Annotated in this window: 24 protein-coding genes; 6 read left to right on the top strand and 18 right to left on the bottom strand. The window is 46.6% G+C overall.

The genetic code is table 11. The features are described from left to right. Positions 1–226 precede the first annotated feature (226 nt). The 6 genes from OSC7112_RS10715 to OSC7112_RS10695 form a co-directional block, all read right to left on the bottom strand. Positions 227–2,233, bottom strand: a complete 2,007-nt coding sequence (locus tag OSC7112_RS10715) for a ribonuclease catalytic domain-containing protein (RefSeq protein WP_015175918.1) — start codon at positions 2,231–2,233, stop codon at positions 227–229. A gap of 31 nt (positions 2,234–2,264) precedes the next feature. Then, the gene (locus tag OSC7112_RS10710; protein ID WP_150111521.1) at positions 2,265–2,540 is read right to left on the bottom strand and encodes a hypothetical protein; all 276 of its coding nucleotides are present in this window, start codon (positions 2,538–2,540) and stop codon (positions 2,265–2,267) included. Between the two features lie 6 nt (positions 2,541–2,546). After that, positions 2,547–2,762: a 30S ribosomal protein S18 gene (rpsR, locus tag OSC7112_RS10705; RefSeq protein ID WP_006631377.1), complete on the bottom strand. Its 216-nt coding sequence runs from the start codon at positions 2,760–2,762 to the stop codon at positions 2,547–2,549. Positions 2,763–3,056: 294 nt separating this feature from the next. Next, positions 3,057–3,245, bottom strand: coding sequence for a 50S ribosomal protein L33 (rpmG, locus tag OSC7112_RS35555; protein WP_015175916.1), 189 nt, complete (start codon positions 3,243–3,245; stop codon positions 3,057–3,059). Positions 3,246–3,283: 38 nt separating this feature from the next. Continuing rightward, positions 3,284–3,817, bottom strand: coding sequence for an RDD family protein (locus tag OSC7112_RS10700; RefSeq protein ID WP_015175915.1), 534 nt, complete (start codon positions 3,815–3,817; stop codon positions 3,284–3,286). A gap of 106 nt (positions 3,818–3,923) precedes the next feature. Further along, positions 3,924–4,166 carry a DUF7219 family protein gene (locus OSC7112_RS10695; RefSeq protein ID WP_015175914.1) on the bottom strand — a complete coding sequence of 81 codons (243 nt, stop codon included), beginning with the start codon at positions 4,164–4,166 and terminating at the stop codon, positions 3,924–3,926. Between the two features lie 584 nt (positions 4,167–4,750). Between OSC7112_RS10695 and OSC7112_RS34445 the strand changes: the two genes are divergently transcribed. Continuing rightward, the gene (locus OSC7112_RS34445; protein WP_223300807.1) at positions 4,751–5,077 is read left to right on the top strand and encodes an SGNH/GDSL hydrolase family protein; all 327 of its coding nucleotides are present in this window, start codon (positions 4,751–4,753) and stop codon (positions 5,075–5,077) included. Positions 5,078–5,542: 465 nt separating this feature from the next. Further along, positions 5,543–5,947 (top strand): anthrone oxygenase family protein, encoded by a 405-nt coding sequence (locus tag OSC7112_RS10685; RefSeq protein WP_317623942.1) that lies wholly within the window; start codon positions 5,543–5,545, stop codon positions 5,945–5,947. Positions 5,948–6,295: 348 nt separating this feature from the next. Here the strand turns inward: OSC7112_RS10685 and OSC7112_RS10680 are convergent, their stop codons facing one another. Both OSC7112_RS10680 and OSC7112_RS10675 read right to left on the bottom strand, forming a co-directional pair. Continuing rightward, positions 6,296–6,655, bottom strand: coding sequence for a DUF4087 domain-containing protein (locus tag OSC7112_RS10680; RefSeq protein ID WP_190274363.1), 360 nt, complete (start codon positions 6,653–6,655; stop codon positions 6,296–6,298). A 16-nt stretch (positions 6,656–6,671) separates the two neighbouring features. Beyond that, positions 6,672–7,301: a hypothetical protein gene (locus OSC7112_RS10675; RefSeq protein WP_015175910.1), complete on the bottom strand. Its 630-nt coding sequence runs from the start codon at positions 7,299–7,301 to the stop codon at positions 6,672–6,674. Positions 7,302–7,453: 152 nt separating this feature from the next. Here OSC7112_RS10675 and OSC7112_RS36980 point away from each other — a divergent pair, with 152 nt between their 5' ends. Both OSC7112_RS36980 and OSC7112_RS10665 read left to right on the top strand, forming a co-directional pair. Continuing rightward, positions 7,454–8,098, top strand: coding sequence for a hypothetical protein (locus OSC7112_RS36980; protein WP_051041505.1), 645 nt, complete (start codon positions 7,454–7,456; stop codon positions 8,096–8,098). A gap of 215 nt (positions 8,099–8,313) precedes the next feature. Then, the gene (locus OSC7112_RS10665; RefSeq protein WP_015175908.1) at positions 8,314–9,165 is read left to right on the top strand and encodes an SGNH/GDSL hydrolase family protein; all 852 of its coding nucleotides are present in this window, start codon (positions 8,314–8,316) and stop codon (positions 9,163–9,165) included. Positions 9,166–9,295: 130 nt separating this feature from the next. On the opposite strand, the gene OSC7112_RS10660 is transcribed toward OSC7112_RS10665, so the two are convergent. From OSC7112_RS10660 to OSC7112_RS10650, 3 genes are all read right to left on the bottom strand, one after another. Beyond that, complete coding sequence (locus OSC7112_RS10660) at positions 9,296–10,195, bottom strand: DUF8686 domain-containing protein (RefSeq protein ID WP_015175907.1); 900 nt, start codon at positions 10,193–10,195, stop codon at positions 9,296–9,298. Positions 10,196–10,428: 233 nt separating this feature from the next. Next, positions 10,429–11,925 (bottom strand): carotenoid oxygenase family protein, encoded by a 1,497-nt coding sequence (locus OSC7112_RS10655; protein ID WP_015175906.1) that lies wholly within the window; start codon positions 11,923–11,925, stop codon positions 10,429–10,431. A gap of 131 nt (positions 11,926–12,056) precedes the next feature. Continuing rightward, positions 12,057–13,511: a folate/biopterin family MFS transporter gene (locus OSC7112_RS10650; protein WP_015175905.1), complete on the bottom strand. Its 1,455-nt coding sequence runs from the start codon at positions 13,509–13,511 to the stop codon at positions 12,057–12,059. A 242-nt stretch (positions 13,512–13,753) separates the two neighbouring features. On the opposite strand from OSC7112_RS10650, the gene OSC7112_RS10645 reads away from it, so the two are divergent. Together OSC7112_RS10645 and OSC7112_RS10640 are read left to right on the top strand one after the other, a co-directional pair. Next, positions 13,754–14,215 carry a cupin domain-containing protein gene (locus OSC7112_RS10645; protein ID WP_015175904.1) on the top strand — a complete coding sequence of 154 codons (462 nt, stop codon included), beginning with the start codon at positions 13,754–13,756 and terminating at the stop codon, positions 14,213–14,215. Between the two features lie 6 nt (positions 14,216–14,221). After that, entirely contained in the window at positions 14,222–14,857 is a 636-nt protein-coding gene (locus OSC7112_RS10640) for a class I SAM-dependent methyltransferase (RefSeq protein WP_015175903.1), read from the top strand. Between the two features lie 128 nt (positions 14,858–14,985). Here the strand turns inward: OSC7112_RS10640 and OSC7112_RS10635 are convergent, their stop codons facing one another. From OSC7112_RS10635 to kdpA, 7 genes are all read right to left on the bottom strand, one after another. Continuing rightward, positions 14,986–15,459 (bottom strand): hypothetical protein, encoded by a 474-nt coding sequence (locus tag OSC7112_RS10635; RefSeq protein WP_015175902.1) that lies wholly within the window; start codon positions 15,457–15,459, stop codon positions 14,986–14,988. A 239-nt stretch (positions 15,460–15,698) separates the two neighbouring features. Beyond that, on the bottom strand, positions 15,699–16,982 hold the full coding sequence (locus OSC7112_RS10630; RefSeq protein WP_317623941.1) for a cation:proton antiporter: 1,284 nt from the start codon (positions 16,980–16,982) through the stop codon (positions 15,699–15,701). 244 nt (positions 16,983–17,226) lie between these two features. Continuing rightward, positions 17,227–18,378, bottom strand: a complete 1,152-nt coding sequence (locus tag OSC7112_RS10625) for a sensor protein KdpD (protein ID WP_015175900.1) — start codon at positions 18,376–18,378, stop codon at positions 17,227–17,229. Positions 18,379–18,552: 174 nt separating this feature from the next. Next, positions 18,553–19,182 carry a K(+)-transporting ATPase subunit C gene (kdpC, locus tag OSC7112_RS10620; protein ID WP_015175899.1) on the bottom strand — a complete coding sequence of 210 codons (630 nt, stop codon included), beginning with the start codon at positions 19,180–19,182 and terminating at the stop codon, positions 18,553–18,555. A 41-nt stretch (positions 19,183–19,223) separates the two neighbouring features. Further along, a complete protein-coding gene (gene kdpF, locus OSC7112_RS10615) occupies positions 19,224–19,493 on the bottom strand; it encodes a K(+)-transporting ATPase subunit F (RefSeq protein WP_015175898.1) in 270 nt (89 codons plus the stop codon). Positions 19,494–19,650: 157 nt separating this feature from the next. Beyond that, positions 19,651–21,744 (bottom strand): potassium-transporting ATPase subunit KdpB, encoded by a 2,094-nt coding sequence (gene kdpB / locus OSC7112_RS10610; RefSeq protein ID WP_015175897.1) that lies wholly within the window; start codon positions 21,742–21,744, stop codon positions 19,651–19,653. Between the two features lie 115 nt (positions 21,745–21,859). Continuing rightward, a complete protein-coding gene (gene kdpA, locus OSC7112_RS10605; RefSeq protein WP_015175896.1) occupies positions 21,860–23,656 on the bottom strand; it encodes a potassium-transporting ATPase subunit KdpA in 1,797 nt (598 codons plus the stop codon). Positions 23,657–23,834: the final 178 nt, after the last annotated feature.

Here is a 23,834-nt window from a genome sequence, read left to right as displayed (position 1 = left end):
CGATTTTAGATTTTAGATTTTAGATTTTAGAATTGAAGCATTGACTTGCGCGAGATAAATTCGAGGGTTCCTTTATCGGATACAGGTTTTTTATTTCTGGACGGATGAATCCGGGGGCTTGTATCCTGGATGCTTTCGCGTCAGAAACTCGACTAAAAAGGAGATTTATCCTCAGTTTCAGCCTTCAACACAGATTTTTGCAATCCAAAATCTCAAATCTCAAATCCTATTGTGCGGCTTCAAATATCATTTCTTGGAAGTTAATGACATCCGATCGCGGATCGCAGTGGGTGACTTTGACTTCTAGCCGATCGCCTATTTCGACCGATCGACCAAATCGCATTGCCAATTCTAAACCCAACTCTTCCAATAAAATCAATCCGAGATTGCTGTCTTCCCTCAGCCAGCGCAGCATTAAAGCTTCCCAAACTTCGTCTGGGTTGCGCCGCAAATATTCCAATCCCCAATAGCGGTTAGTTTGGCGTTCGACAGTGGATGCTTCTTTAACTGCGGTGCCGAGACACATCACAATGTCCTGTATTTCTTCAGCGGAAAAAGGCAGTGGTTCGCCCCGCAGGTGGGCTTTGATTTGGAAGTGAGTCAGCAAGTCGGTATAGCGGCGGATCGGGGAAGTAACTTGAGTGTATAATTCCAAACCCAAGCCGGCGTGGCGTCCGGGGGTGAGGCCCATTTCGCTGCGGGGCATACACCGGCGCACGGCGCAAGCGCGGGCGGGGCCTGCGGGAACGGCCAGCAGTTCTTCATCGGGAGGAAGTTCGGGCTGTGGCTGATAGCGGTAGGGTATGGGCAGGCTGTGAGCTTGACCGTAGCGGGCGGCTAGTTCGCCGGCTAAAATCATCATTTCGGCTACTAGCATCCGGGCTGTGGAGTCGTCGATGACGTAGATTTTGATGTCGTCGCCGTTGACTTTGATGACGGATTCGGGCATGAAAATGCTGATTGCGCCTTGGGCTTCCCGCCATTTTTGGCGCAGTTTTGCCGCAGAGGCGATCGCTGCTATTTCCGGTTCTGCTTCGATTCCCAACTCCAGCATTTCGTCTACGTCATCGTAGGTTAAGCGGTAGGTGGGTTTTATGGTGCTGATGTGGATGCTGTAATCTTGAGCCGCGCCGGTTTCGTCTAAGGTGACGCTGAAGCTGAGGGCGCTGCACTCTTTGCCTTGAATTAAACTCATCGGCCCGGTTGCCAAAGCTGGGGGAAACATGGGGATCATTCCCGTGGGCAGGTAAACCGTAGTGGTGCGCTTTCTGGCTTCGAGGTCGAGTTCGTCTCCGGGGGAAAGCAAGCGGGTGGGATCGGCGATGTGTATCCAGATCCGCTGCTGCCCGTTTTCGAGGAATTCTAAGCTGAGGCCGTCGTCGATTTCGGTGGTGCTTTCGTCGTCGATCGTGTAAACCTTGAGGTGAGTTAAATCGAGACGATTTGTGTCGGAGTCGGTTGGGGGATTTTCTAGGCAGCGTTGGGCCACTTCTAATACCTTTGCGGAGAATTGTAGGGGAATTTGGCTGCGCCGCAAAAACAGGTTTTCGTGGGTACTCCAGAGGCCGAGATCGACTAGGAGGCCAAATGCTGCTTCGGGGTTTTCGGACCGTTGCAAGCTGGCTAAAGTTTCTAAGGCTGGGGTGCGGTGCGTTGCTTCTTCTCCGAGGATGGCAAAGCGTTCTAGGGCATCGAGGCGAGTTCGATCGCTGTGTTCCCAATCTACATTTTTTCCTGCCAGCCGCTGTTTGACTCGATCCCAAAATCCTTGGGATTCTTGGTGTCGCTGCTGTTCTACTTCTTGCTGGTGTTTGATTTCGGCTACTTGGGCGGCCGATCGCGGTTCGTAGCGATCGCCCTTTTGTTTGAAATACAGCTTATCTGTTGATAGCAAACAGTAAGCCGCGTAACACTGGGCCGGACTACTCTCAGAAAATAGCAGCATTGCCAGGGATTCGGGATCTGCTGTTTCTCCGTCACCGACTAGGAGTTCCCAAGCAACTTCCAAACTCGACGGATCTGAGTATGCTTCTACTTCTTTGAGAAATTTGGGAATATCGGATGGTTTGTAAGTTTCTCCGACTACTTCGTAGGTGATTTGTTTGGGCGGTATGCTGTGCGGTTGACCGTTTTCGTCTACCACCACCCAGTTTTTCTTGCCGTCGGGGCGATCGGCAACTGCCAGACGGCGGTCGCCGTGCACTCTAAATTCTACTAACGTTCCCTTCTCCACTTGCCAGCTTTATATTTGAGATTTTGGATTTTTACAGTAGCCACTTATCGAGTTTCGAGCTTGCGATTTTAGATTTTGGATATTGGCAATTTTTCGGGTCAATTGTGAAAGTTAAAATCTCAAAAGTTGTTCTTTCTTCTTGCTTGTTTTTTAACTTTTGACTTGTGATTAAGACTTGCGCTGCGGCGACTCTTAACCCTATTTCGCGATTTTTTCGCTGCATTCTTGCTGCACTCTTAATGACAGAAAGACGTTTTTTTCGCGCAAGTCTTATTCCCAGTCCAAAATCTAAAACCCAAAATCCCAAATCCTGTTAACCTTCTTGGTTTACGAAGGGCATCAAAGCTACAATTCTTGCTCTTTTGATGCTTCTCGTCAGGTCTCGCTGCTGTTTTGCCGTCAAACCGGTAATCCGGCGGGGCAAAATTTTACCGCGTTCTGTGACGTATTTTTTGAGCAAATCGACATCTTTGTAGTCGATCGGGTCTCCTGGTTTGATGGGCGAAACGCGCCGGCGAAAGTATGTCATGGTTTGTTGTTTTTTTACTGTTGTTTGTTGACTGTTGATTGTGAGTTTTTAGTTATTAGCCGTTAGTTGCTAGCCGTCAGTAAAGCATTTGTTAGTTATCTGCTTTTCGCGGGTCAGTCGATTTGAGATTTTAGATTTTAGATTTACTCCACCAATGAATTTTGGAGCTTGAACCTCCGTCTAAAATTTTGCGCTCTCTACTCAGGATTGTCGGGGGCTTTTACCCGTTTTTGGGCGGGTCAATATCAATTGCCAACAACTGATGACTGATGACTAAGGACTAATGACTAATCGCTACTTAATCTCTTTGTGGGCAGTGTGCTTGTTGCAGTGGGGGCAGAACTTTTTGAGTTCCAGCCGCGCCGTCGTGTTGCGACGGTTCTTGGTGGTGGTGTACCGAGACACGCCTTTTGAGCGTTTGCTCGCGTTTGTACGGCACTCAGTACACTCTAGAGTAATTATGATGCGGACGCCTTTAGCCATAATTCTAAATAAATTTCGACTAATTTAAACACAATTTATTATCGTCTCACATTGCTCTGCACTTGGTCAAGCAATCTTCTAACTTTGATGTCGAGGGAGTAGCCGCGGCGGGTTCCGACGACGATCGTCCCGCCGATGCGATCGTGGAAAGCTTGGGGAAATCTTTCGGCAGATGTGAGGGCAACGCTGCAGTCGATCGCCAGGGGCAGCATCAGCAGCAAGACGGCGGCGTTGGTAGATGTGAGTCCCCGTATACCTGCAAAGGCTAAGGCGGCGCAAAGGCCCAGCAATGCCTCGCGCTTGCACAGTTCTTGCGCTCCGGGAGTCCGTTGGAATCTTGTATCGGCAATTTTCATGTCCAAGGCCCAGCGCCCGAGACTTTGACCTTGGTTTTTCCTGACGATGGCTACGCGCAGGATCAGCCACAGCAGGACAAAAAATATAGTTTGGACGATCGCATTATTGCCCAGAAGCAAACTGGGCAGCCAAACTGCGATTCCGTCGATGCAGAAGGCCGCTGCGCGGCGGCCGACTGATACTTTGGGAAGGAGGGGTACTAAATCGGAACTCATAGGCAAAAAGGTCGATCGCCACTAGCTACTTTTTCATCTTAAGCTGTGGAATAATCGATCGGCATCAATGGCGCGTAACTCAACTTCCAAGCCAACCGCTAATTATTCAAGCTGAAAATGGATTTTCGCCAATTCCCAACTGCTTTTTCGACTTTTCCACCTGTTCCCACAGTGTTTGGATCTGAGTAAATGCCTGTTCCACAGAGATTTTACCGTTCGATGTCAAGGAACTGATGTAACCCACTCGCTGAGAAAACTCTTGTAAATTCGCATTAAACACCAAATTTTCTGGCTTTACTTCACCGTAATAGCGAGTTTGAGGATATAAAAAATTTGAATTTGCTACCATTGCTTTAACCTCGCCTGAAAACTTGTTTCCTGAACTAATCAATATTATTATAAACCGCGATTACCTTCTAAAGTTGTGCTGTAAGTAGCAGAAATCATGTGACATTTGGCGATTTTTTTTGTGATGGCAATTACACGGGCAGATGAGGGCGACAAAAACCTCAGTAATTTCACCTGTACAAGTTACGCAGGCGGGGTCAATCGATTTTAGATTTTAGATTTTAGATTTTAGATTTTAGAATTGAAGCATTGACTTGCGCGAGATAAATTAGGGGGTTCCTTTATCGGATACAGGTTTTTTATTTCTGGACGGATGAATCCGGGGGCTTGTATCCCGGATGCTTTCGGTCAACAACCAGGTTTATGCCTTAAGGCTTATAACTTCGGATTTGGCGTCCAAACCAGCTTTTGGTTCGTCCAGGACTGACTTATTGAAATAAGTGACAAAAAAACCCAAAATGGATAATATTATTGCAAACATAAATAGTGAGACTTTTAGTAAAGAACTGCATAAGGTCTGCAGATGCGCGTCAAGCGCAGCTATCCCGAAGGGAATCGCCCCGTCCCAAATCCCGGCTGAGGCAAGTGTTAATCAGGCTTGCCCTCGCCGTAATTGCTGCTATTATTGCCTTCAACATTCCTCACTCCTTAATTCCCGTGTTTAAAGAATCCATATCCGAAGCAACGCCGCCGCCAGAAATCCAGAACGCGATCGCCGGCAAGCGCAAAATTGTGACAGTGGGCGACAGCATCACCGAGGCCGGGAAATACCCCGGAGGTTGCGTTTGGCTGCTGCAACGCTATCTGAAGGCTCTTTATCCCGATCGCCAAATCGCAATCGTCAACGCCGGAATCTGCGGTAACAAGGCGACTGATATGCAAGCGCGCTTCCAGAAAGATGCGATCGACTAAGAAACCAGATTTAGTGATGATTGATGTCGGAGTCAACGAGTGCTAAGTTTGAATAGTAACACTTGTTTTTTGTCAAGCAGGGAGCGCTGGAATTCCTAAGCTTTTAGCTACTACGAAGTAGTATAGCATTGACAATCAAACTCAGCCACAGTTTTTTAGTTGTACGTGATTTAGTCCTTAAGTCTCTGCTAGATTGCCTTTAGCTCTTCATAAGAGCAGGGTAGTGGTTGAAAACTTAACTTTTATTTGCGGTCTGCTTTGTACCCTGTCCGCTTTACGTCAAGTTTCTCGGCTCAATATCAAGGTTGAAAATGCAAGGACACAATGCACTAACAAGGCATTGGATAGTAATTCGCAGGAGGTTTTATGGCAATGGTTGACTACTCGCTTGTCACATTGAAGCTTTTCTCGGCACTAGGCTGCGGGCTGATGGCTGGAGTATTCTTCGCCTTCTCGACGTTTGTGATGAAAGCCCTTGCCCGACTCCAACCAGCACAGGGTATTGCCGCCATGCAAGCCATCAATATAACGGCGATTAATCCGTTATTTATGACGGCGCTATTCGGAACGGCTGCAGCTTGCATCTTTCTGGCTATCTCCTCGCTGTTAAAGTGGCATCAACCCGGTGCAGCTTACTTACTCCTTGGCAGCCTGCTCTATCTTGTCGGTACTGTAGGAGTGACGATCGCGTTCAATGTGCCGCTAAATGATGCGCTGGCGACTGTCGAGCCCAGCAGCGCTGACGGTGCGGGCCTATGGGCTAGATACCTTACCGAATGGACGTTCTGGAATCATGTTCGGACGGCTGCGGCGCTGGCGGCATCGGCTTCGCTGACGATTGCGCTGTGTTATCGATCGGTACAATTTTAATTTTACATTTTTAATTTTGAGCGATCGCGCGATCGATGCGATCGTAAAAACGAAATTTATTGAGGAGGGTAATTATATGGTTGTGCTGATGGGTGGTCATATTGATGCCGATCGTAGCGGTCTTTATTTGAATTAAAAGAAGCAAAACCAAAAAACATTATTATCAGTGCTGTGATAAATCCACACCCAGACGAAGTATTTTCTTGAGAAGGATCATCCTGTAATTGATTTTGATTTTCGGTATTATATTCTATGTTTTGAGTAATATTTTAGGTATTATATTCAATATTATCTAGGGGTAGGTAGGCACATAGGATGCAGCGATCGCACATTGTCATAACTTTAATTTCATTCTTTTGGCAAATTTGGATCTTCGCGACAAGTCGAGAGTGGTAATGCTTCACCGCCTTGAATCGTGATAATCCTCATCCGATTGGTATCTGTTGCTACCTCTAAACAAGCACAACCATATCCGTAATAACCATTGGTTCTGACATATTCCTTTTCGTCACTGGGAATATTATCCATTCCTTCGGCTTGATATCCCCCTTGCCTGGAAATAACCCAAGTGCCATCTCTGTCTCTTAAATACCAATTTGCAGGTGTGGGATTTTGCAACCATCCACACCTAGTTTCTGTAGCCTTAACAGGCAAAGCTATGACAGAAATAAAGGAGATGATAGCCAGCACAAGCAAGCTTCTTTTCATAACTCTAATCATTTCATCACCTCTTTGGTAAAGTATCACTACAACCAGCTTCTTTAAATTGTTGAAGCAACCGATTTCTATCCGCTGGGGGAAGGGAACTCATTAATTTAGCTGGATCGACTAGCGGTTTAGGCCAAGCGTATTCGTAGATACCAGGTTGATTATTGCTAGTATTAATAAAAGCTACTCCTAAATAGTTGCCTTGTTGAATGAGACTGGCAAAATTAGTGGTTTTGATGGATTTTCCCGAGATAGTTCCTTGAACAAAACTTATCCCCCTGTCATTTTCTGTGGGAATAAAAGTTTCTATAATACAAACTTTACCTTTAAGAGTAGAAGGGTAAATGTTTTGAGTTTCTTCTAGTGCCGTCCATTGACCGAGAAAAGGTGCTACATCAGGATTAACTGGCAACCAAGCTCTAACAAACGCTTGCAATTTCTGAGTCTCAGTTTCATTGCGGCGATCTCGAATATAAAAATCACGATTTCCGGGCGACGGCGAAGCCACAAAATTGCGAAACCGATTCATTAATTGCTGCAATTCATTCTCAGTTGGGTATCGTTTAGATTGTTGTGCAATAATTGGTAAACAGGAACCAAGAATTATTAAACTGACCATCAAGGCTACTAGCCGGCGTGTTCTCATAAGTAATACTCTCAGGTTCTGTTAACCCTTAATTTACCTGCAAATCAGCACATCTCATCCTCGATCGTAAAACCTATGATAAACCACCACTCCCACAACCCCAACTCGATCGCACGCCAATCACCTCCGATCGTACTGTGCTAAGTAAAACTGTGCTAAGTAAAACATACGCGATCGCCAAAAAAGCAGAGCGTCACAATTTGGCAAAACTAATGACCTGTGCGATTATATTACTGCCTGCAAACCTAGCTTTTTCGGCTCCTACTTACTTGGGTAGCGAACCTAGTGCTGAGGCTGACAGCACTAAATTTACTCAAAAGGTTAACATCATCCAGGCTCAAAATAGCACCCAGGTGCCGCTGAGCATTCAGTATGGTGGGACAGAAGCTAGGGGAGGCTTTGTCCTCATGCAACTTACTGCACCGAATCGAGATACAACTCAACCGGCTTACGGTGGCAAGCTTCGTTTCTACGATGTTCATCTTGCCAAAATGTTTGAAACTTCCCATTTTTTGTGCCAGCAGTTTAGAGGCGTTTCCGGTTATGAATGGGTTTATTTAGCAGGTAATGGAAGTATTCGCATGGGAAACTTTAGAATTCCCTGTAGTTTAGCTAGCGAAACGGCTTCAACCTACGGCTTAGGTAAGCCAGAACGCACAAGCATTGCCAAAGATACCGAGGGCGGCCCTCCTGAATCAGATGTCTATTCTATTCCGATTTTAGACATCACCGGTTCTAATGTTCAGCGGTGGATGAATTTTGTGCAAAATTTTAAACCAACTAGCAGGGATATGTAGCAACCTGCAATACTAAAGGCTCAAACCTGCAATAAGCGTCATTTCTCAGTGTTCGACCGATCGCAAATCGACCGATATCGCCGAACGTCTCACGCCCAAGTCCAGGATTGTTTGCAACTATAGCAAAATTGATGGCTCACTCTCAGAAGACTCAGGCTAAAATCTGCGATTAAAGTGAGGACACGCATCAAATAGGCTCTTTTTTATTCTTCCTTATGTCTCCCAATGCGCCATCGCCCCGTCCCAAACTCCCGAAGCGGCAAGTGTTCATCAGACTTGCCCTCGCCGTAATTACTGCTATTATTGCCTTCAACATTCCTCACTCCTTAATTCCAGTGTTTAAAGAATCCGTATCCCAAGCAACGCCCCCGCCAGAAATCCAGAACGTGCTCGCCGGCCAGCGCAAAATTGTGACAGTGGGCGACAGCATCACCGAGGCCGGGAAATACCCCGGAGGTTACGTTTGGCTGCTGCAACGCTATCTGAATGCCCTTTATCCCGGCAAAATCGAAATCGTCAACGCCGGAATCTCCGGTAACAAGGCGACTGATATGCAAGCGCGCTTCCAGAAAGATGCGATCGACCAAAAACCAGATTTAGTGATGATTAATGTCGGAGTCAATGACGTTTGGCACGCTTTCTTTGACTTCCAAAACATTCAGTTTTATCCGCAAGGCAACTTGCCCACAGGAGTGCCGCTGGCAGAATATCGGGAGAAAATCACTCAAATGGTGCTGGCGGCAAAAGCCGCAGGAATTCGAGTTGTACTGCTTTCTCCTACTCCGATAGGCGAAATTCTCGACGGCCCAGAAAATCGCAGGTTGCAAGAGTATATTGCCGCGATGCGAGAAATTGCGTTGCAGAATCAGTGCTTGTTTATTGATTTGAATGCACCTTTTCGGGAAGTTATCGCCACGTATCAAAAGCACGCGGGTAAGACTCTGAATTTGTTGGCAGCAGATGGAGTTCACCCCAATCCGTCTGGGTATCGAATTATGGCTTTTACTATTTTGCGCGGTTTGGGAGTACCGACGAAAGATATTGAAAATTTGGAAGTCAAAAAGTGAATCTTTGAATTTAGTTTATTGTTAACAGTTGGCTGTTGACTGTTGACTGTTAATTGAAGGTATCCAAGCTACAAGCCCCCTGATTTATCACTGGGCTAAATTATTCAAATCTAAAATCTAAAATCTAAAATCATTCAATTGGCGGATGATACCGCTTCAACCAACAGCTACCAATAATCACCAACGCCACCACAACAATAATTTCCGTCCAAAAAAACGAAAGGAAATCGCTGGCAGTTCCCACCGGCGGTACCCCCGGTTGAGCGTTGCGAATAGCGGGAAAAGCAAACAGCATCACGGCCGTCCAACTCAGCATTCCCACTTCCGGTACCTTGCCGGATTTCATGACTTTTAAGGCTAGCAAAAGCGCCATAATTGACAGCACCCACATGATGACAATAATCACTAACGCAAAGAATTTCACCGGGAGCGATCGACTTGCAGAAACATCGATATAAATAAAGATAGATGAATTCTCTTCCATCGGCTTGTAACTGATATCGAAACCGGGAACATCGGCATTAAACTTAAATTCCAGCGGCACGGGATTTAGTTCAAATGGAGCAAATTTTTTACCAATCGAAGGCAGCGGGTCGATCGAAATAGCTACTTTAGCAATGTGCCTGTCAAAGGGGTAATTGTTAATTTTTCCTTTGACTAAGTTAAATTTTAATGCAGGGACAATCATCGGTTTGCCTTCTTTAAAGGTAATTTCCGAATCCTGTACATTTGCGCCGTTAACTGTCATTAACAAGTCTTGAGCCGGGTAAGTTGGCCCTTTTTTATAAATACCTTTGAGTTCAAACTGCAAGCGGGCTTCTAATTCGTTTTTAATGGGATCGACGGCAATTAACGTCATTTCGACCTCAACCAAGCCTTTGGAGGCGACAGCGGCTTCTGGAGATAAATTGTAAGGCTCTTGGGCGTTAGCATTGTGAGAGTAAATAGATAAGATAATTGCAAAAAATATGAGGATACTGCTAATTAAAATAAGTAGTTTTTTGAGAGGAAATTTGTTGACAGTTTGCATTTATTATGGATATTTTTCATTTGAATAGTTGTTAGCAGTCGCCGCATTCCGCCAGGGGTTTAAACCCCACAGCGAGTAGCTAAAGTCGGTTAAAACCGACTCAAGAAACTCGATCGATAATAAATGTTTGTTTTAGTCCTCTTTTAGAGGACTTTCGCTGTGAGCCGGGGGTTTTCAACCCCCGGCGGGCTGTGGCGATCATCGGCGCAAGAACCAGGCGAATCAAGGCGCAACTACGAACCGATAGGAAGCAGTACATTTGGCGTAAAACTGCCGTGCAAGCCGTAGGGAATGTGCTGTTTTAAATGCAAGCGCGCTACAGGCCCTTTGGTGATGTCGCGAGCATCTAAAATCACTAAGGTCGATCGATGATTAGCTGCATCATACATTAAAAGCAGCAGCCAGCCGTCATCCTCCGCAACAGCATCGGGACGGGGAACAAACACCGGTTCCCCCGCAAAACCGCGCGGTGCGGCACTCCAAATTTGCCTTTCACCAGTCACGAAATCCATTTTGAGGATAGCTTGCAAAGGAGCATTTCCCGTGGGAGCATCAGCAGCGCCGATGTAAAGATATCGGTAAGGTTGTCCGACATTATTCGGATGCAAAGTTGGAAACTCGCAGCACCTAGTTTCAACAACTTGATGCTGCACGGTTTCCTCTTGCAAATTTAACTTAAACCGCCACAATTCGCCCGCTGGAACGCTCTCAAAATCAAGCTCGCGAAAATCGGCATCCGCATCTACAGTTGGAAATGATTCGTAGCAAACTGAATCTACAAAAACTTCGCCTTCTTCTTCCCAGGCGTTGCAGTGGTGGAAGACAAAACAAGGTTCGGTTTCTAATATCTTTACCTCGTCCGTGCCGTTGCGGGGAATTAAAATTGCTTGCGTTGGCTTGTTTGGCGAAAATTGAATGCACTGCGCTGCACTCCGCAATCCTAAGAAGAAAAGCAGCGGATTGAAGCTGACGGGATTTTGGAAGAATATGCAGTAATTCGGGGTAATTACCATGTCGTGCAGGAAGGCAAAACCCGGTATTGCATGGGCGTGACGCTGCAATAGTTTGCCGCTTTCGTCGAGTTCGTAAATCGTGATGGTACTCGACAAACCGGGCTTGACGGAAAAGTTGACTAATCTGTCTCCTTTGCCATTTTTCCCTTTTTCAATTCTGGGGTGGGCGGCGAAGGCTTCACCGGGTTCCAAGATGCCGTCTAGGGTATCTAAGCCGAGTGTTTCTAGGGTGCGGGGGTCGAGTCTGTAGGGCTGTGCGGCTTCCCAAAGTGCTAGCAGTTTCTCGCCCCAATAAATGATGTTGGTGTTGGCAATGTTTTTGATTTTGACATCAAAAATGTTGGCTAGCCAGCCCCCCGGTTTCTGTGTGCCGAAAACGCCTCGGTGGAGGATTTTGCCGGCTTCTTGTTCGGCGAGATAGCCTTCTGTGCGGACGAATCGGTTGCGAAAATGGGCGCGCCCTTCGGATATTGCGATCGCACAAACCATCCCGTCGCCGTCAAACGGGTGGTGGATGCGCTGGCCGTTGATATCCAACAATCCGGGCCCGTTGCGAAAGAATGTGCCTTGCAAGCCGGCGGGGATTTCGCCTTCTATGTCGTCAATCCAGTAGTCGGATTCGTTGGGTTGGGATTCGTAGCCGCGCTGCCAGTCTGTGCGATCGTATGATGATTTTTGGGCTGCTGTTTGAGGTTGGGAAATCTGTAAGTTTGGCATTGGTAGAATAAGCTTTTATTGATTTAACCGCAGAGAACACAGAGGGCGCAGAGAGAGTGAAAGTGGGAGAGTCAGAAAATTGGGAAACACACTTTAATTCATCCGTTACAAAATCCGTTGCCGAACTACCTTTATTTGCTATCTGCAGTGCGCCTTTGTGACCTTACTGTCGGTACTAAGTCGGGAAAGTATTCGGGCATGAAATGCTGTCCGCCTGGTTTGGAACTGCCCGGTTCTGGTTCTAATACGGGAAGAGACTTTTGAGAGTTTGGATCGCGGCTTTCTGTACTGTCGGCGGGCAGCCAATTTAAGAACAGTAGGGGCAAAAGTGTGGACAGGTTTGTGATGATGACTAGCAGCCAGAGGTTATCGAAATTGCGATCGGTAATTCCTAGCAAGTGGGTCAAAAGTGCACCGCTTTCGTGGGACAAAAGTCCTGCTAAATTTGTGATTGACATCAGCAGCGCAAATAAAGTTGCTTCGACGCCTGGGGGACACAAGCGGGCGGAGAGTACGAGCACCGGCATATAAGCAATTTGTCCGATTACTGTCAGGATCAGGCTGTCTCCGATGCTGAACCATCGATCGTCAATTCCTAAAGCTCGGTTGGCATGAGTTACTAATAATAAAGTAGTCATGCCCAAAGCAGTCGCAATGACTGTTGACCAGCCAAAAATTACTCGAAATGGAACTGTTTTGAGGAAGCGCTGAAACAGCCAGATGCCGGCGAGGGCGGCAATGCTGGTAACCAGGCGCACTCGACCGAGAAATTCAGGTGGAAAGCCTAATTCGTTGGTGGTGAAAAAGAAGAAGGCGGAGTCTGAGCTTGGGGTGGCTTGCAAGAGGAAGAGAAAGGCGGTGGGCAGCCAAATCGTTTTTTGGGTAACAGCTTGCCGCAGTTGTTTTAGTTGGTCTTTGACCGTTTCAAAGTCGGTTCTTTTGTTGGTTTTTTCTTCGGCAATTAACCAAGCTGTTGCTGATACAATTAGCGGGAAAGATGCGGTGATTAAAAATATTGTGTGGGTGCTCAAGTGTTGCAGCAGGGAACCGCTGAGGTAGGCGGTAATTAGTCCGCCGAGGGCTGAAGCGCCCCAAGACAAGGATTGCAGGGAACCGGCGTCGGTAACGGATTCTTTTCTGGCCCTTTCGACTACCAGGGAGTCGGCGATTACGTCGCTGACGGCGAGGGAGAGGGAACTCAGGGCGATCGCGCCTGTAGCGGCAAGCGGTGTGTGTACAATTGTTGCGAGGCTCACCCATGCTAAGGTTCCCAGCAGCCCGGAGATGACGATGTAAGGGCGTCTGCGGTAGCCGAATATCGGCAACCCGTCCGACATGAATCCGAACACGGGTTTGATAATCCAAGGCAGGGCGACGACGCCCAGCATTGCCGAGACTTCTGCCGGACTCATACCGAGTTCGTCTTTGAGAAAGAAACTGACGGCTAAGCGGGCGAGTCCGAGAATGCCTTGGACGAAGTAAATCAGTAAGATGGCTATGAGTTCGGGGGTTGGCTCATTCCCAAAGAATACTTTTTCTTTTAAAGATTCTTTGAGTTTGCTGACGCCGGAGGAGGAAACGAGCATTTGAGCAATATTTCTTAATGAATCTCAATATTTATAACACATTCTTAATGAGTTGGGGGAACTGTCGGAGGTGAGATGCCAAAGTGAGGGGGAGGTGGCAGCCGCTATAAAATTGTAATTAGCTAAAATAAAACTGTGTTTTATAGCCATGAAAGCAGAAATTTAAAACGAACAGCTTTCGTCGCGTATGACGCGAAGAAAGAGAATGAAGAGAGATTCACAACTGCTACCAGGACTGTTATATGATTATCGATCCTAAAAATGTGCCGGAAATTACGGGTTCCAAGTACCCTCAGCAATTCCAATCTGCTGTTGCCGGAAGAGTTAAAAAACGCTTGGGCGATGCTGCCGGATTGCAGAATTTTGGGGTAAATTTGGTGAGGCTTGCACCGGGAAGTTGTTCGGCTCTCAGGCACTGGCATACCCGTCAAGATGAGTTAATCTATGTTCTGGAAGGGGAAGTTACTCTGATTGCAAATTCGGGGGAGCAAGTGCTGAAACCGGGTATGGCGGCGGGTTTTCCTGCGGGTGATGCTGATGGGCATCATTTGGTTAACCGCACGAATGCAGATGTTGTTTATCTGGAAATTGGCGATCGCACTCCGGGAGATAGTGCCGAATATCCCGATGACGATCTAATTGCGAAAGCTAACGGGAATAGTTGGATTTTTACTCGCAAAAATGGCGAGGTTTATGAGAGTTGAAAATTTATGAGTCAAGTGAATCTTTGGACTTCGGCGGAACACGCTTTGTGGTATCTTGCTAAGGCTGATGGCATTCCTCACCGCACTGAAGGTGAAGCGGTTTTGTTGGAGGAAGTGCCGAAAAATGTTAAGCGAATTCTGGATGTGGGCACGGGAGACGGGCGGTTGCTGGGTCTGCTTAAGTGCGATCGACCAAATGTTGAATGTGTGGCGATCGACTTTTCGCCGACAATGCTGGAAAAAGCCAGAATTCGCTTTGCCGACGACCAAAATGTCACGGTAATCGAGCACAATTTTGACGAATCGCTACCGGATTTGGGCAAGTTTGATGCGGTTGTTTCTAGTTTTGCGATTCATCACGTAGCAGACGATCGCAAACGTTCGCTTTACACTGAGATTTTCGAGCTTTTGGAACCCGGAGGCATTTTTGGCAATTTGGAGCACGTAGCGTCACCAACTCCCGCTTTGCACGAGAGATTTCGAGAGGCGATCGGTATTAGCAACGATCCAGATGATCCGTCTAATAAATTGCTGGATGTGGAAACGCAATTGCGCTGGTTTAGAGAAATTGGTTTTACCGATGCAGACTGTTATTGGAAGTGGCGGGAACTAGCTTTGTTAGTTGGGGTGAAACCAGTTTAGCTGCGGGTAAGGACTGCATTGTCGTGTCCTTTTAAAATTGGAAATAGTCACAATTAGTAAGGTGCGTCAGATTTTTCAACCCTCAATAATCGTTCTAGAAATTCACCTGACGCACCCTACAGCCCCAGTTAGAGGGGTGTTTTAAGAGTTATCAACCAAACGATCGAATTAACAACAAACAAAAAGCTATAAAAAATATAGATTGATGGAGCGCAGATAGCTCGACCTAAAGAAGGCATTTTAAGTGTTTTTAATGAACCGAGCGGGTGAACAAGACCTTCCGGTATAGAACGGGTACTAAAACTTTTATCTAAGGCGCTTTCCTTATTCAAAAATTCGGTAACTGCATGGGCTCTTAGCATATAATAAAGTTGCACCCTCCAGTAGGTAGCTTCTAAAAACCAGAAACCAAAAATTATAACGTATCCTAGGGGAACCAACGCATCTATTTTGCTTGTAAAAACCCAACCAATCAACGCTACCCAAATGGTAATTGCCGTAGTTTTTAATTGCATCATAATTGTTGTGAAATTAGCTATTTTTTTCTCTAGTTCCTCTGCTCCTTTTTGCAGCATTGCTAGCTGAAATTCAAATCTATCCATGTTTGATTCGGCGAACGTTTATATTAGAGTTATCCAAAAATTATAATCTTTTTTTCTTGCCGTGTCGTTAGAGAACTTCGCCTGACCCACCCTACAAGTCAATTTTAGATTATATAGTAAGGTGCGTCAGATCCTGAAATTCCCGATCGCCGTTAGAGAACTTCGCCTGACGCACCCTACAAGTCGATTGTTGTGTGACAGTTGCGTCCAAGACTATTAAAGTCACGCACCTTACTGGATTAAATTAAATCCGGGACTTTAGGTTTGATTCGGCGCTCGTACCAGTTCATTAACGGGGTGGAAGTAATGCCGTGCAAAATCACAGAAATTATGATGGTTGTAAAGGTAATCCAGGCAATTTTTTCGGCGGTTTCGCCTTCCAAACCTTTACCAAAAGCATAGGTGAGATAATAGATAGAACCTACACCGCGAATGCCGAACCAACCGCACAGCCAGCGATTGGCGGGATGCAAAGGACTGCCGATCGTACTGATCCAAGCTCCCACAGGCCGGATTAAAAAAATTAACAATCCAGCTACTAAGAGAGAGTATCCTCCATAGGCCAACATAGGCTCTAGGCGCAAAAGCGAACCTAATAGTAAAATAGTTGCTACTTCCATTAACTTTTCAATGCGCTCGGTAAAGTGCAGTTGGGAAAGCGGCTTTTCTGGGTTGCGGTAACTCCGCTGCACGACAATTCCTGCTACAAAAACTGCGAGAAATCCGTAGCCGTTGACTACTTCTGTGAGGGAATATGTGAGCAGAATTGTGCTGAGAGCGATGAAATCTTCCATTAATCGATCGGCGGGTCGGTACCGTTGCAGTTGCCGATCGATCCAGGTGACGGCTTTAACTACTAAAATGCCCATAACGATACCTGCGGCGATCGCCCAAATCAAGTCAACTGCTAACCACTGCGAAAACCAGTTCGGCCAGTTGCGATCTTTTAGTGCATAAATGCCGAAATAAACGAAGGGAAAAGCTAAAGCATCGTTCAAACCGCCTTCGGATGTTAAACCAAAGCGCAATTCATCGCGATCGTCTATATGTGCTAACTGAACTTCTGAGGCTAAAACAGGATCGGTGGGCGCGAGAATCGCTCCCAATAAAATCGCCGGGCCCCAATCTAATTTCACAAACCAATGACCGACGGCGGCTACCGCAAAAATAGAAATTGGCATTAAAAAACCAATCAGCCGCGCTGTCGAATTCCACGCCCAAAGTTGCAGCGGGCGATTCATTTTTAAGCCACAACTGAACAGAGAAACAATAACTACAAATTCTGTAAGTCTTTCTAAAAATTGAGCTTCGGGACGCAAGTCAATCAGCTTGACGCCGTAGGGTCCCAATCCGATACCGACAATTAGATAAATTAAGGCATAAGACACCGGCAATCCTGAAATCCATCCCGAACCCAAGGTGACGGTCAGCAGGAGGATGCCAATAACTAGCAAGTTGAGAATGTAATTATCCACCATAGCGATCGCACTTTTAATCAGGTTTACCAAGTGCGATTTTGACACCTAAAAGCTTCTGGCGCATCCGTCGTCCGCTAGATTCAGCTATCCTCCGAAAGTGGTGGGGGCGGGTTTATATAGATTGTTAGCGGGAATTAGAGATTGTTGGTGAAACCCGCCCCTACAAAGATTATGGTTAATTTACCGGAGATCGTCCGACTGATGACTAATGACTAATAACTATTGGCTGAGGACTAATTAAAAAGACCATTTTTTTCGGTAGCAATGACTAATGACTATTGGCTGAGGACTAATTAGAAAGACCACTTTTTTCGGTAGCGATGATGTGCAAATCTACGTGTTTGAGCGATCGCACTAACTGTTGAGTCAAAGAACCCCGCAGCAACAAATGCCAGCGGGATTGCTGGCTTTCGCCGATCACAATTTGAGTAATGCGATACTGTTTAGCTACCTCCGAGATTACTTTGGCTATATTTGTGCCGTTGACCCGCAAAAATTGCCCCTTAAATTCTTGACAGAGTTTCTCACAAGTTTCAACGTGCAAGCTTTCTGCTTTTGTTAAAAATCGGTCTGGATCGTTGACAAACACAGCATAAAATGGGGCATTCATATAGCTAGCAATCCTCGCGCCCCGCCGCAGCAGTTGCAAGGAGTTTGGATAAGTCGAGATGCACACTAAAACTCGTTCGTGAATGTTGCAAGATTGACCTTTTAAAGTTGCTGCATCGTCTTCCACATTGTCTGCGACTTCCCGCAGGGCTAGTTCTCGCAAAGCAATTAAATGACGGCGCTGGAAAAAGTTTTCTAAAGATTGTTCAATTTTTTCGGGAGCATAAATTTTGCCTTCTAGCAACCTTTCTTCTAAAGTTTCCGGCGTGACATCGACAACAACTATTTCGTCAGCATCTTCGAGGACGGGATCGGGCACTCGCTCTCGCACTACAACTCCGGTAATTCGAGCTACTAAATCGTTGAGACTTTCTATGTGCTGAATGTTGAGGGTGGAGAAAACATCTATCCCAGCATTGAGAATTTCTTCAACATCTTGATATCGTTTTTCTCGCAGAGAACCAGGAATGTTTGTATGAGCCAATTCGTCTATTAATGCTAATTGAGGACGGCGTTCTATGACAGCATCCGTATCCATTTCGGCGAGCATTTTTTCGCCGCGCCGCATTTGTTTTTTGGGTACTATTTCCAGTCCTTCTGCTTTAGCTGCTGTCTCTTTCCGGCCGTGAGTTTCTAACAGTCCAATTACCACATCAATGCCTTCAGATTTGAGCCTGTGCCCTTCTTCCAGCATTCGGAAAGTTTTGCCGACACCGGGGGCCATACCGATAAATATTTTGTGCTTTCCCCGGCGGGGGGTGCGATCGTAAGTGCGGTTAGGTTGGGCGTAAACCGCGTCTGGATTGTTGGTAAGTTCGCTAGAGTGAATCATAGCTGAGTTGTCAGTTGTCAGTTGTCAGTTGGTAGTTGGCGATTGTCAGTTGGTAGTTGGCGATTGTCAGTTGGTACTTGGCGGTTGTCAGTTGTCAGTTAGCGATTGTCAGTTGCTACAAATAACAAGTAACAAATAACTAATGACTAATGACTGCTGACTACTGACTGTCAACTATTGTAAACGGTCGAGAGCCAAATTCAGTTGGAGGACGTTAACTCCCGGTTCACCGAAAATGCCAAGAAATCTGCCCTCTGTATTTTTAGCTACCAACATCTCTACTTGATTGAGATTGAGCGATCGCACTGTTGCTATCCGCTGAATTTGCGATCGAGCTGCCTCTATGCTAATGTGCGGATCTAGGCTAGAACCAGAGGTGTAAACTAAATCAGCAGTCGGTTTGATACCAGCTTTGTTGAGGCGATCTAATTCAACTTGCACCCCCTGAAAACCCTCTTTCTCATTACCTCGCTTCAGCAAATCAGAGTTGCTGGGAGCAAGGTTGCTAGCTCCCGAAACGCCTGTTCTTTGACTGGAATTGTCTCCCTTTGTGGGGTCGTAATCTGCGGTCGCAAAGCTGCTATAATTTGTTGTGCTGGGGCGGCTCCAAAAATATTTATCCGATCTGAAAGGTTGACCGATTAACGAGGAACCCACGACAACTCCTTGCTTAGTAATTAAGCTGCCGTTTGCCTGCGAGTTGAAGGCAATTTGACCAATTACTAGCAAGATTAAAGGGTAAATAATGGCTGTAATTCCCCACAAAACGAGGGTAAGCCGAAGGGTTCTAATTATTTCTCTCATAAATTACATCGCTCGGTTATTTGCTAACGGCTAATTATTGACTAAAATCTTTCCGGATGAAAGATGACTACAAACAGGTAAATAGAAAGGGCGATAATCACCAAACCCAGGAGACTTAAACCCCAGACCGCTTTTCGCGTCAAATCTTCACCCCCAACCGCGTAAACAGCGGGGGCAATTATCGCATTGAAACACATTACCAGAAATAGATGTACCGGGATTGGGTGGCGCTGCCAAAGCATTTGCGCTAACTCAATAATTTCTTGGAAATCTGTGGGAAAAATATCCTTCAGCAAATCATTCCGTTTCATAAATTATCCTTGTTTTGGGAATAAACATCTGTCTTTGTATTCGATAATTCTTTTAGGAAAATCGAGGCATAGCCTCTGGATATGCGTTCTCCGGCAGAGCCGGGTAATGAGATTAATCCGTGTATCCGTGTCAAAATTCGTGTTGTGCTTTCCCAATCTATGCTAGCCCAACGGCGGCAATCAAAATATCAATAACTTTGATAGCAATAAACGGCGCGACTGCTCCTCCCAATCCGTAGATTAAAATGTTCCGCTGCAACAGTTGATTTGCAGTCAGCGGTCGAAATTTTACCCCGGTTAATGCTAAGGGAATTAAAGCGGGAATAATCAAAGCATTGTAAACTAATGCTGACAAAACCGCCGATTGACCGCTGGCTAAACCCATCACGTTTAAAGCGCCAACCGGGGCAAACATTGCCGGAATAATTGCAAAATATTTAGCGATATCGTTGGCTAGGGAAAATGTGGTCAGCGCGCCGCGAGTAATCAGCAATTGTTTGCCAATTGTCACTAAGTCAATTAGTTTGGTAGGGTCAGAATCTAAGTCCACCATGTTCGCTGCTTCTTTCGCGGCTTGGGTTCCAGAATTCATCGCCAGTCCTACGTTTGCTTGCGCTAGTGCGGGTGCGTCGTTGGTTCCGTCTCCGGTCATTGCGACTAATTTGCCCTCGGCTTGTTGCTTGCGAATTACGTCGATTTTGTCCTCGGGAGTTGCTTCGGCAATGAAGTCGTCAACGCCTGCTTCATCGGCAATTACTGATGCTGTAATTCGGTTATCTCCGGTGAGCATAATGGTGCGAATTCCCATTTTTCGCAGTTGGTCAAATCGATCGCGAATTCCCGGTTTGATGACATCTTTTAAATAGATAATGCCGTAGGTGTCGCTACCTTGACAAACAGCTAAGGGTGTGCCTCCCAAGCGGGAAACTCGCTCGTAAGCTGCATCGAGATCCGGCCCGAAATTGCCGCCGCGCGATCGCACAAAACCCTTCACCGCGTCCACCGCACCCTTGCGAACCTCCGTCCCATCGGGCAAATCCGTGCCAGACATCCGCGTTTTTGCGGAAAAATCAAGCCCGGCGGCGTTGGTGCGATCGAAATCCACCTGTGCGCCCAAATTGTGAGCCAAACGGACGATCGACTTTCCCTCTGGAGTATCGTCAAACACGCTGGCATCCAAGGCTACCTGCGCCACTTCTTGCAGTGAATGACCGTTGACCGGAATGAATTCCTCGGCTAAACGGTTCCCCAGCGTGATCGTCCCCGTTTTGTCCAAAATCAGCGTATTCACGTCGCCGCAAGCCTCCACGGCGCGTCCAGAGGTCGCTATCACGTTAAACTGAGCGACGCGATCCATCCCCGCAATGCCGATCGCGCTCAGCAAACCTCCAATGGTTGTTGGAATCAGCGCCACCAGCAGCGAAATCAGCGTCACCACGCCCACAGGGGTTTTCACGTAATTTCCCACGGGCGGAATCGTCGAAACCACAATCAAAAACACCAGAGTCAGCACCGCCAGCAGCACCGTCAGCGCGATCTCGTTCGGCGTTTTCGACCTTTCGGCCCCCTCCACCAGCGCGATCATCCTGTCCAAAAACCCCTTACCCGGATCGGCCATCACCCGCAGCGTCAGTTCGTCGGAAAGGATGCGCGTCCCGCCGGTAACGGAACTGGCGATGTCCGAACCCGGTTCCTTGAGGACCGGTGCCGATTCGCCAGTGATCGCAGATTCGTCTACAGAGGCGACACCTGCGATCACTTCGCCGTCGGCAGGAATGACATCGCCTGCGATCACTTTAATTTGGTCGCCGCGTCTCAGGGATGTCGAACTAACTTCTTGAATTGAACCGTCTGGTAGGAGTTTGCGGGCTGTTGTGTCGGCTTTGGTCGATCGCAGGGCATCTGCTTGCGCTTTCCCGCGCCCTTCTGCTATCGCTTCGGCAAAATTAGCAAATACCAAAGTAAAGAACAAAATAAACGTGACTAAACCGTTGAAAACTCTCTGATTTTCGCCGGGAACCGGGCCGAACAGCGTCGGGTCGATCGTTAATAATGCAGTCACAATTGTGCCAACCCACACCACAAACATCACCGGATTTTTCAGCATTACCTGCGGGTTTAGCTTGACAAAAGCTTGTTTAAAAGCTCTTTGATAAAGGCCTTTTGTATTTGCTTTCGGCGTGTGCTTGCGAGACTCGCGAGAGCCTCTAGCAGGTCTTTTTGGGGAATCAGGAGTATTGGAAGAAGCCATGTGGATTTTAGATTTTAGATTTTAGATTTTAGATTTTAGATTTGGGATTTGGGATTTGGGATTGTTGCCAGCAACAGCAGTTTATTGTCGCTGCATTACTTAATGCAATCTACATCTACTGTCCGCTGTTTGGTGTCGGCGTTGTCGCTTCAGGCGAAGGTGTTGCTAAAGGCGAAGGTGTTGCTAAAGGCGGCGCAGTTATCGGTGTGGGTTCAAACTTGCCGCTGCTAATTTCATATCCTTCGGCAATTGGCCCTAAAGCTAGAACTGGGAAAAATGTCAGCGCGCCCAGAATTATGATTACTCCTGCGGTGACGCTGGTGAACAAAACTGAATCGGTTCTGAGAGTGCCGGTTGTTTCGGGAACCAGTTGTTTCTTCGTCATGCTGTCAGCTAAAAGCAGCAGGGCAATAATTGGAACGTAGCGCCCCAACAGCAGGCTAAAACAGGTGCTTAAATTCCACCAAAGTCCTGTGGGCGCGGGTTGAGAGTCAGCCAATCCTTCAAAACCAGAACCGTTGTTAGCGGCGGCCGAAGCGTATTCGTACATCACCTGGGAAATGCCGTGAAATCCCTGGTTGCTGATGCCGCTCAAACTGTCGGTAAAGGCGAGGGAAATGGCACCCGGGATTAAAACTGCGATCGGGTGAATTAACAAAACAACGCTGGCTAAAACAATTTCTCGTTTTTCAATTTTGCGTCCCAAAAACTCCGGCGTTCTCCCCACCATTAATCCGGTGAGAAATACGCTCAAAATTGAGTAAATAAATAAGTAAGCCGTTCCCGTTCCTTGTCCGCCCCAAACGATTTGTAGAAACAAATTAAACAGAGTAGCAAAACCACCGGGAGGCATTAAAGAATCGTGCATCCCGTTGACCGCACCGCACATTGTGCCAGTGGTAGTCACCGCCCAAAGTGCAGTCTCTGCCCAGCCAAACCTAACTTCTTTGCCTTCTAAATTTGGCTGCTGCGAACCCAGTAAATTATTAATTTGAGGGTTGCCGCCGTACTCGCCAAATGCTGCAATGCCAATCAAGATAACGTAGATGCCAAACACCATCCAAAAAATCAGCCATCCCTGTTTTTTGTTGTTGGCAAATCTGCCGTAGGTGTGAATCATCGCTGCTGGTATAGAAACCATTCCTAGTGTTTCCAGCAGGTTGGTAAAAGGGTTGGGATTTTCAAAGGGATGAGCCGAGTTGATGGCAAAAAATCCGCCGCCATTTTCTCCCAGTTGTTTGATACTTTCAAAGTGAGCAACTGGGCCGCGAGCAATTATTTGCGTGTCGCCTTCTAATGTACGGGCAACTGCCGGCCCTGCTAGGGTTTCTGGCACTCCCGACATCAGCAAAAGTAAGGCAATTATCAAAGAAATTGGTAGCAGAATCCTGGTGATTGATTGAATTAAATCGATGTAAAAGTTGCCCAAGGGACGGCCGGTTAAGCCCCGGATAAAAGCAATACCTACTGCTAAACCGGTAGCGGCTGAGGTAAACATTAAAAAACCCAGAGTTAACTGGGATAAATAAGTGAATGTTGTCTCCCCGGAGTAATGCTGTTGGTCGGTATTTGTGAGGAAGGAAATAGTTGTGTGCAGCGCAGTATCCCAGGTTGGGGCGCTTAGGCTGGTGGCATTTAAAGGCAGCACTCCCTGAAGCATGAAAATCAAATAAACAAATATGCCCATTGCTGCATTGCTGTAAAGTAGCGATCGGGTATATTGCCAGCCTGTCATGGAATCTACAGACCGGATATTGCTGGCTTTATAGATTAGTTGTTCTACAGGTTTAATAGCGGGGTCGAGAATGGTTGGTTCTCCCATGTACACCCGCGCCATGTAATTACCAAAAATAGGGGCGATCGCTACTACAATGATTAGCGTTAATGCGATTTGAATTAATCCTTCAAGCATAACTGAGCCAATACTTCCTTAAAAGTGCAATCTGCTTTTAAAAATCAATATACTTGCCCTTAAGATTTTTGATAATCAGCCCGCAGGTATAAGTTGCCGTTTACCCGTTATGCTTAGCTGCTATATATTTTCCCGGACAGACAAATGTTTAAATATTTAGCAGTATCTATGCTTGCAG

This window comes from Oscillatoria nigro-viridis PCC 7112 (genome assembly GCF_000317475.1).
Classification (GTDB): Bacteria; Cyanobacteriota; Cyanobacteriia; order Cyanobacteriales; family Microcoleaceae; genus Microcoleus; species Microcoleus nigroviridis.
The sequence above is the reverse complement of the archived record's forward strand: the minus strand, read 5'-3'. Positions and strand labels throughout refer to the sequence as shown.

Excerpts from the sequence above, each read along its gene's own strand:
- OSC7112_RS10665 (WP_015175908.1), top strand. The coding sequence starts at position 8,314 with ATGTCTCCCAATGCGCCATCGCCCCGTCCCAAACTCCCGAAGCGGCAA.
- OSC7112_RS10625 (WP_015175900.1), bottom strand. The coding sequence starts at position 18,378 with ATGATTCACTCTAGCGAACTTACCAACAATCCAGACGCGGTTTACGCC.
- OSC7112_RS10700 (WP_015175915.1), bottom strand. The coding sequence starts at position 3,817 with ATGAGTTCCGATTTAGTACCCCTCCTTCCCAAAGTATCAGTCGGCCGC.
- rpsR (WP_006631377.1), bottom strand. The coding sequence starts at position 2,762 with ATGACATACTTTCGCCGGCGCGTTTCGCCCATCAAACCAGGAGACCCG.
- OSC7112_RS10680 (WP_190274363.1), bottom strand. The coding sequence starts at position 6,655 with ATGAAAAGAAGCTTGCTTGTGCTGGCTATCATCTCCTTTATTTCTGTC.
- OSC7112_RS10675 (WP_015175910.1), bottom strand. The coding sequence starts at position 7,301 with ATGAGAACACGCCGGCTAGTAGCCTTGATGGTCAGTTTAATAATTCTT.
- OSC7112_RS10695 (WP_015175914.1), bottom strand. The coding sequence starts at position 4,166 with ATGGTAGCAAATTCAAATTTTTTATATCCTCAAACTCGCTATTACGGT.
- OSC7112_RS10650 (WP_015175905.1), bottom strand. The coding sequence starts at position 13,511 with ATGCTCGTTTCCTCCTCCGGCGTCAGCAAACTCAAAGAATCTTTAAAA.
- OSC7112_RS10635 (WP_015175902.1), bottom strand. The coding sequence starts at position 15,459 with ATGGATAGATTTGAATTTCAGCTAGCAATGCTGCAAAAAGGAGCAGAG.
- OSC7112_RS10640 (WP_015175903.1), top strand. The coding sequence starts at position 14,222 with ATGAGTCAAGTGAATCTTTGGACTTCGGCGGAACACGCTTTGTGGTAT.
- OSC7112_RS10685 (WP_317623942.1), top strand. The coding sequence starts at position 5,543 with ATGAAAGCCCTTGCCCGACTCCAACCAGCACAGGGTATTGCCGCCATG.
- kdpB (WP_015175897.1), bottom strand. The coding sequence starts at position 21,744 with ATGGCTTCTTCCAATACTCCTGATTCCCCAAAAAGACCTGCTAGAGGC.
- OSC7112_RS10645 (WP_015175904.1), top strand. The coding sequence starts at position 13,754 with ATGATTATCGATCCTAAAAATGTGCCGGAAATTACGGGTTCCAAGTAC.
- OSC7112_RS10655 (WP_015175906.1), bottom strand. The coding sequence starts at position 11,925 with ATGCCAAACTTACAGATTTCCCAACCTCAAACAGCAGCCCAAAAATCA.
- kdpC (WP_015175899.1), bottom strand. The coding sequence starts at position 19,182 with ATGAGAGAAATAATTAGAACCCTTCGGCTTACCCTCGTTTTGTGGGGA.
- kdpA (WP_015175896.1), bottom strand. The coding sequence starts at position 23,656 with ATGCTTGAAGGATTAATTCAAATCGCATTAACGCTAATCATTGTAGTA.
- OSC7112_RS10660 (WP_015175907.1), bottom strand. The coding sequence starts at position 10,195 with ATGCAAACTGTCAACAAATTTCCTCTCAAAAAACTACTTATTTTAATT.
- kdpF (WP_015175898.1), bottom strand. The coding sequence starts at position 19,493 with ATGAAACGGAATGATTTGCTGAAGGATATTTTTCCCACAGATTTCCAA.
- rpmG (WP_015175916.1), bottom strand. The coding sequence starts at position 3,245 with ATGGCTAAAGGCGTCCGCATCATAATTACTCTAGAGTGTACTGAGTGC.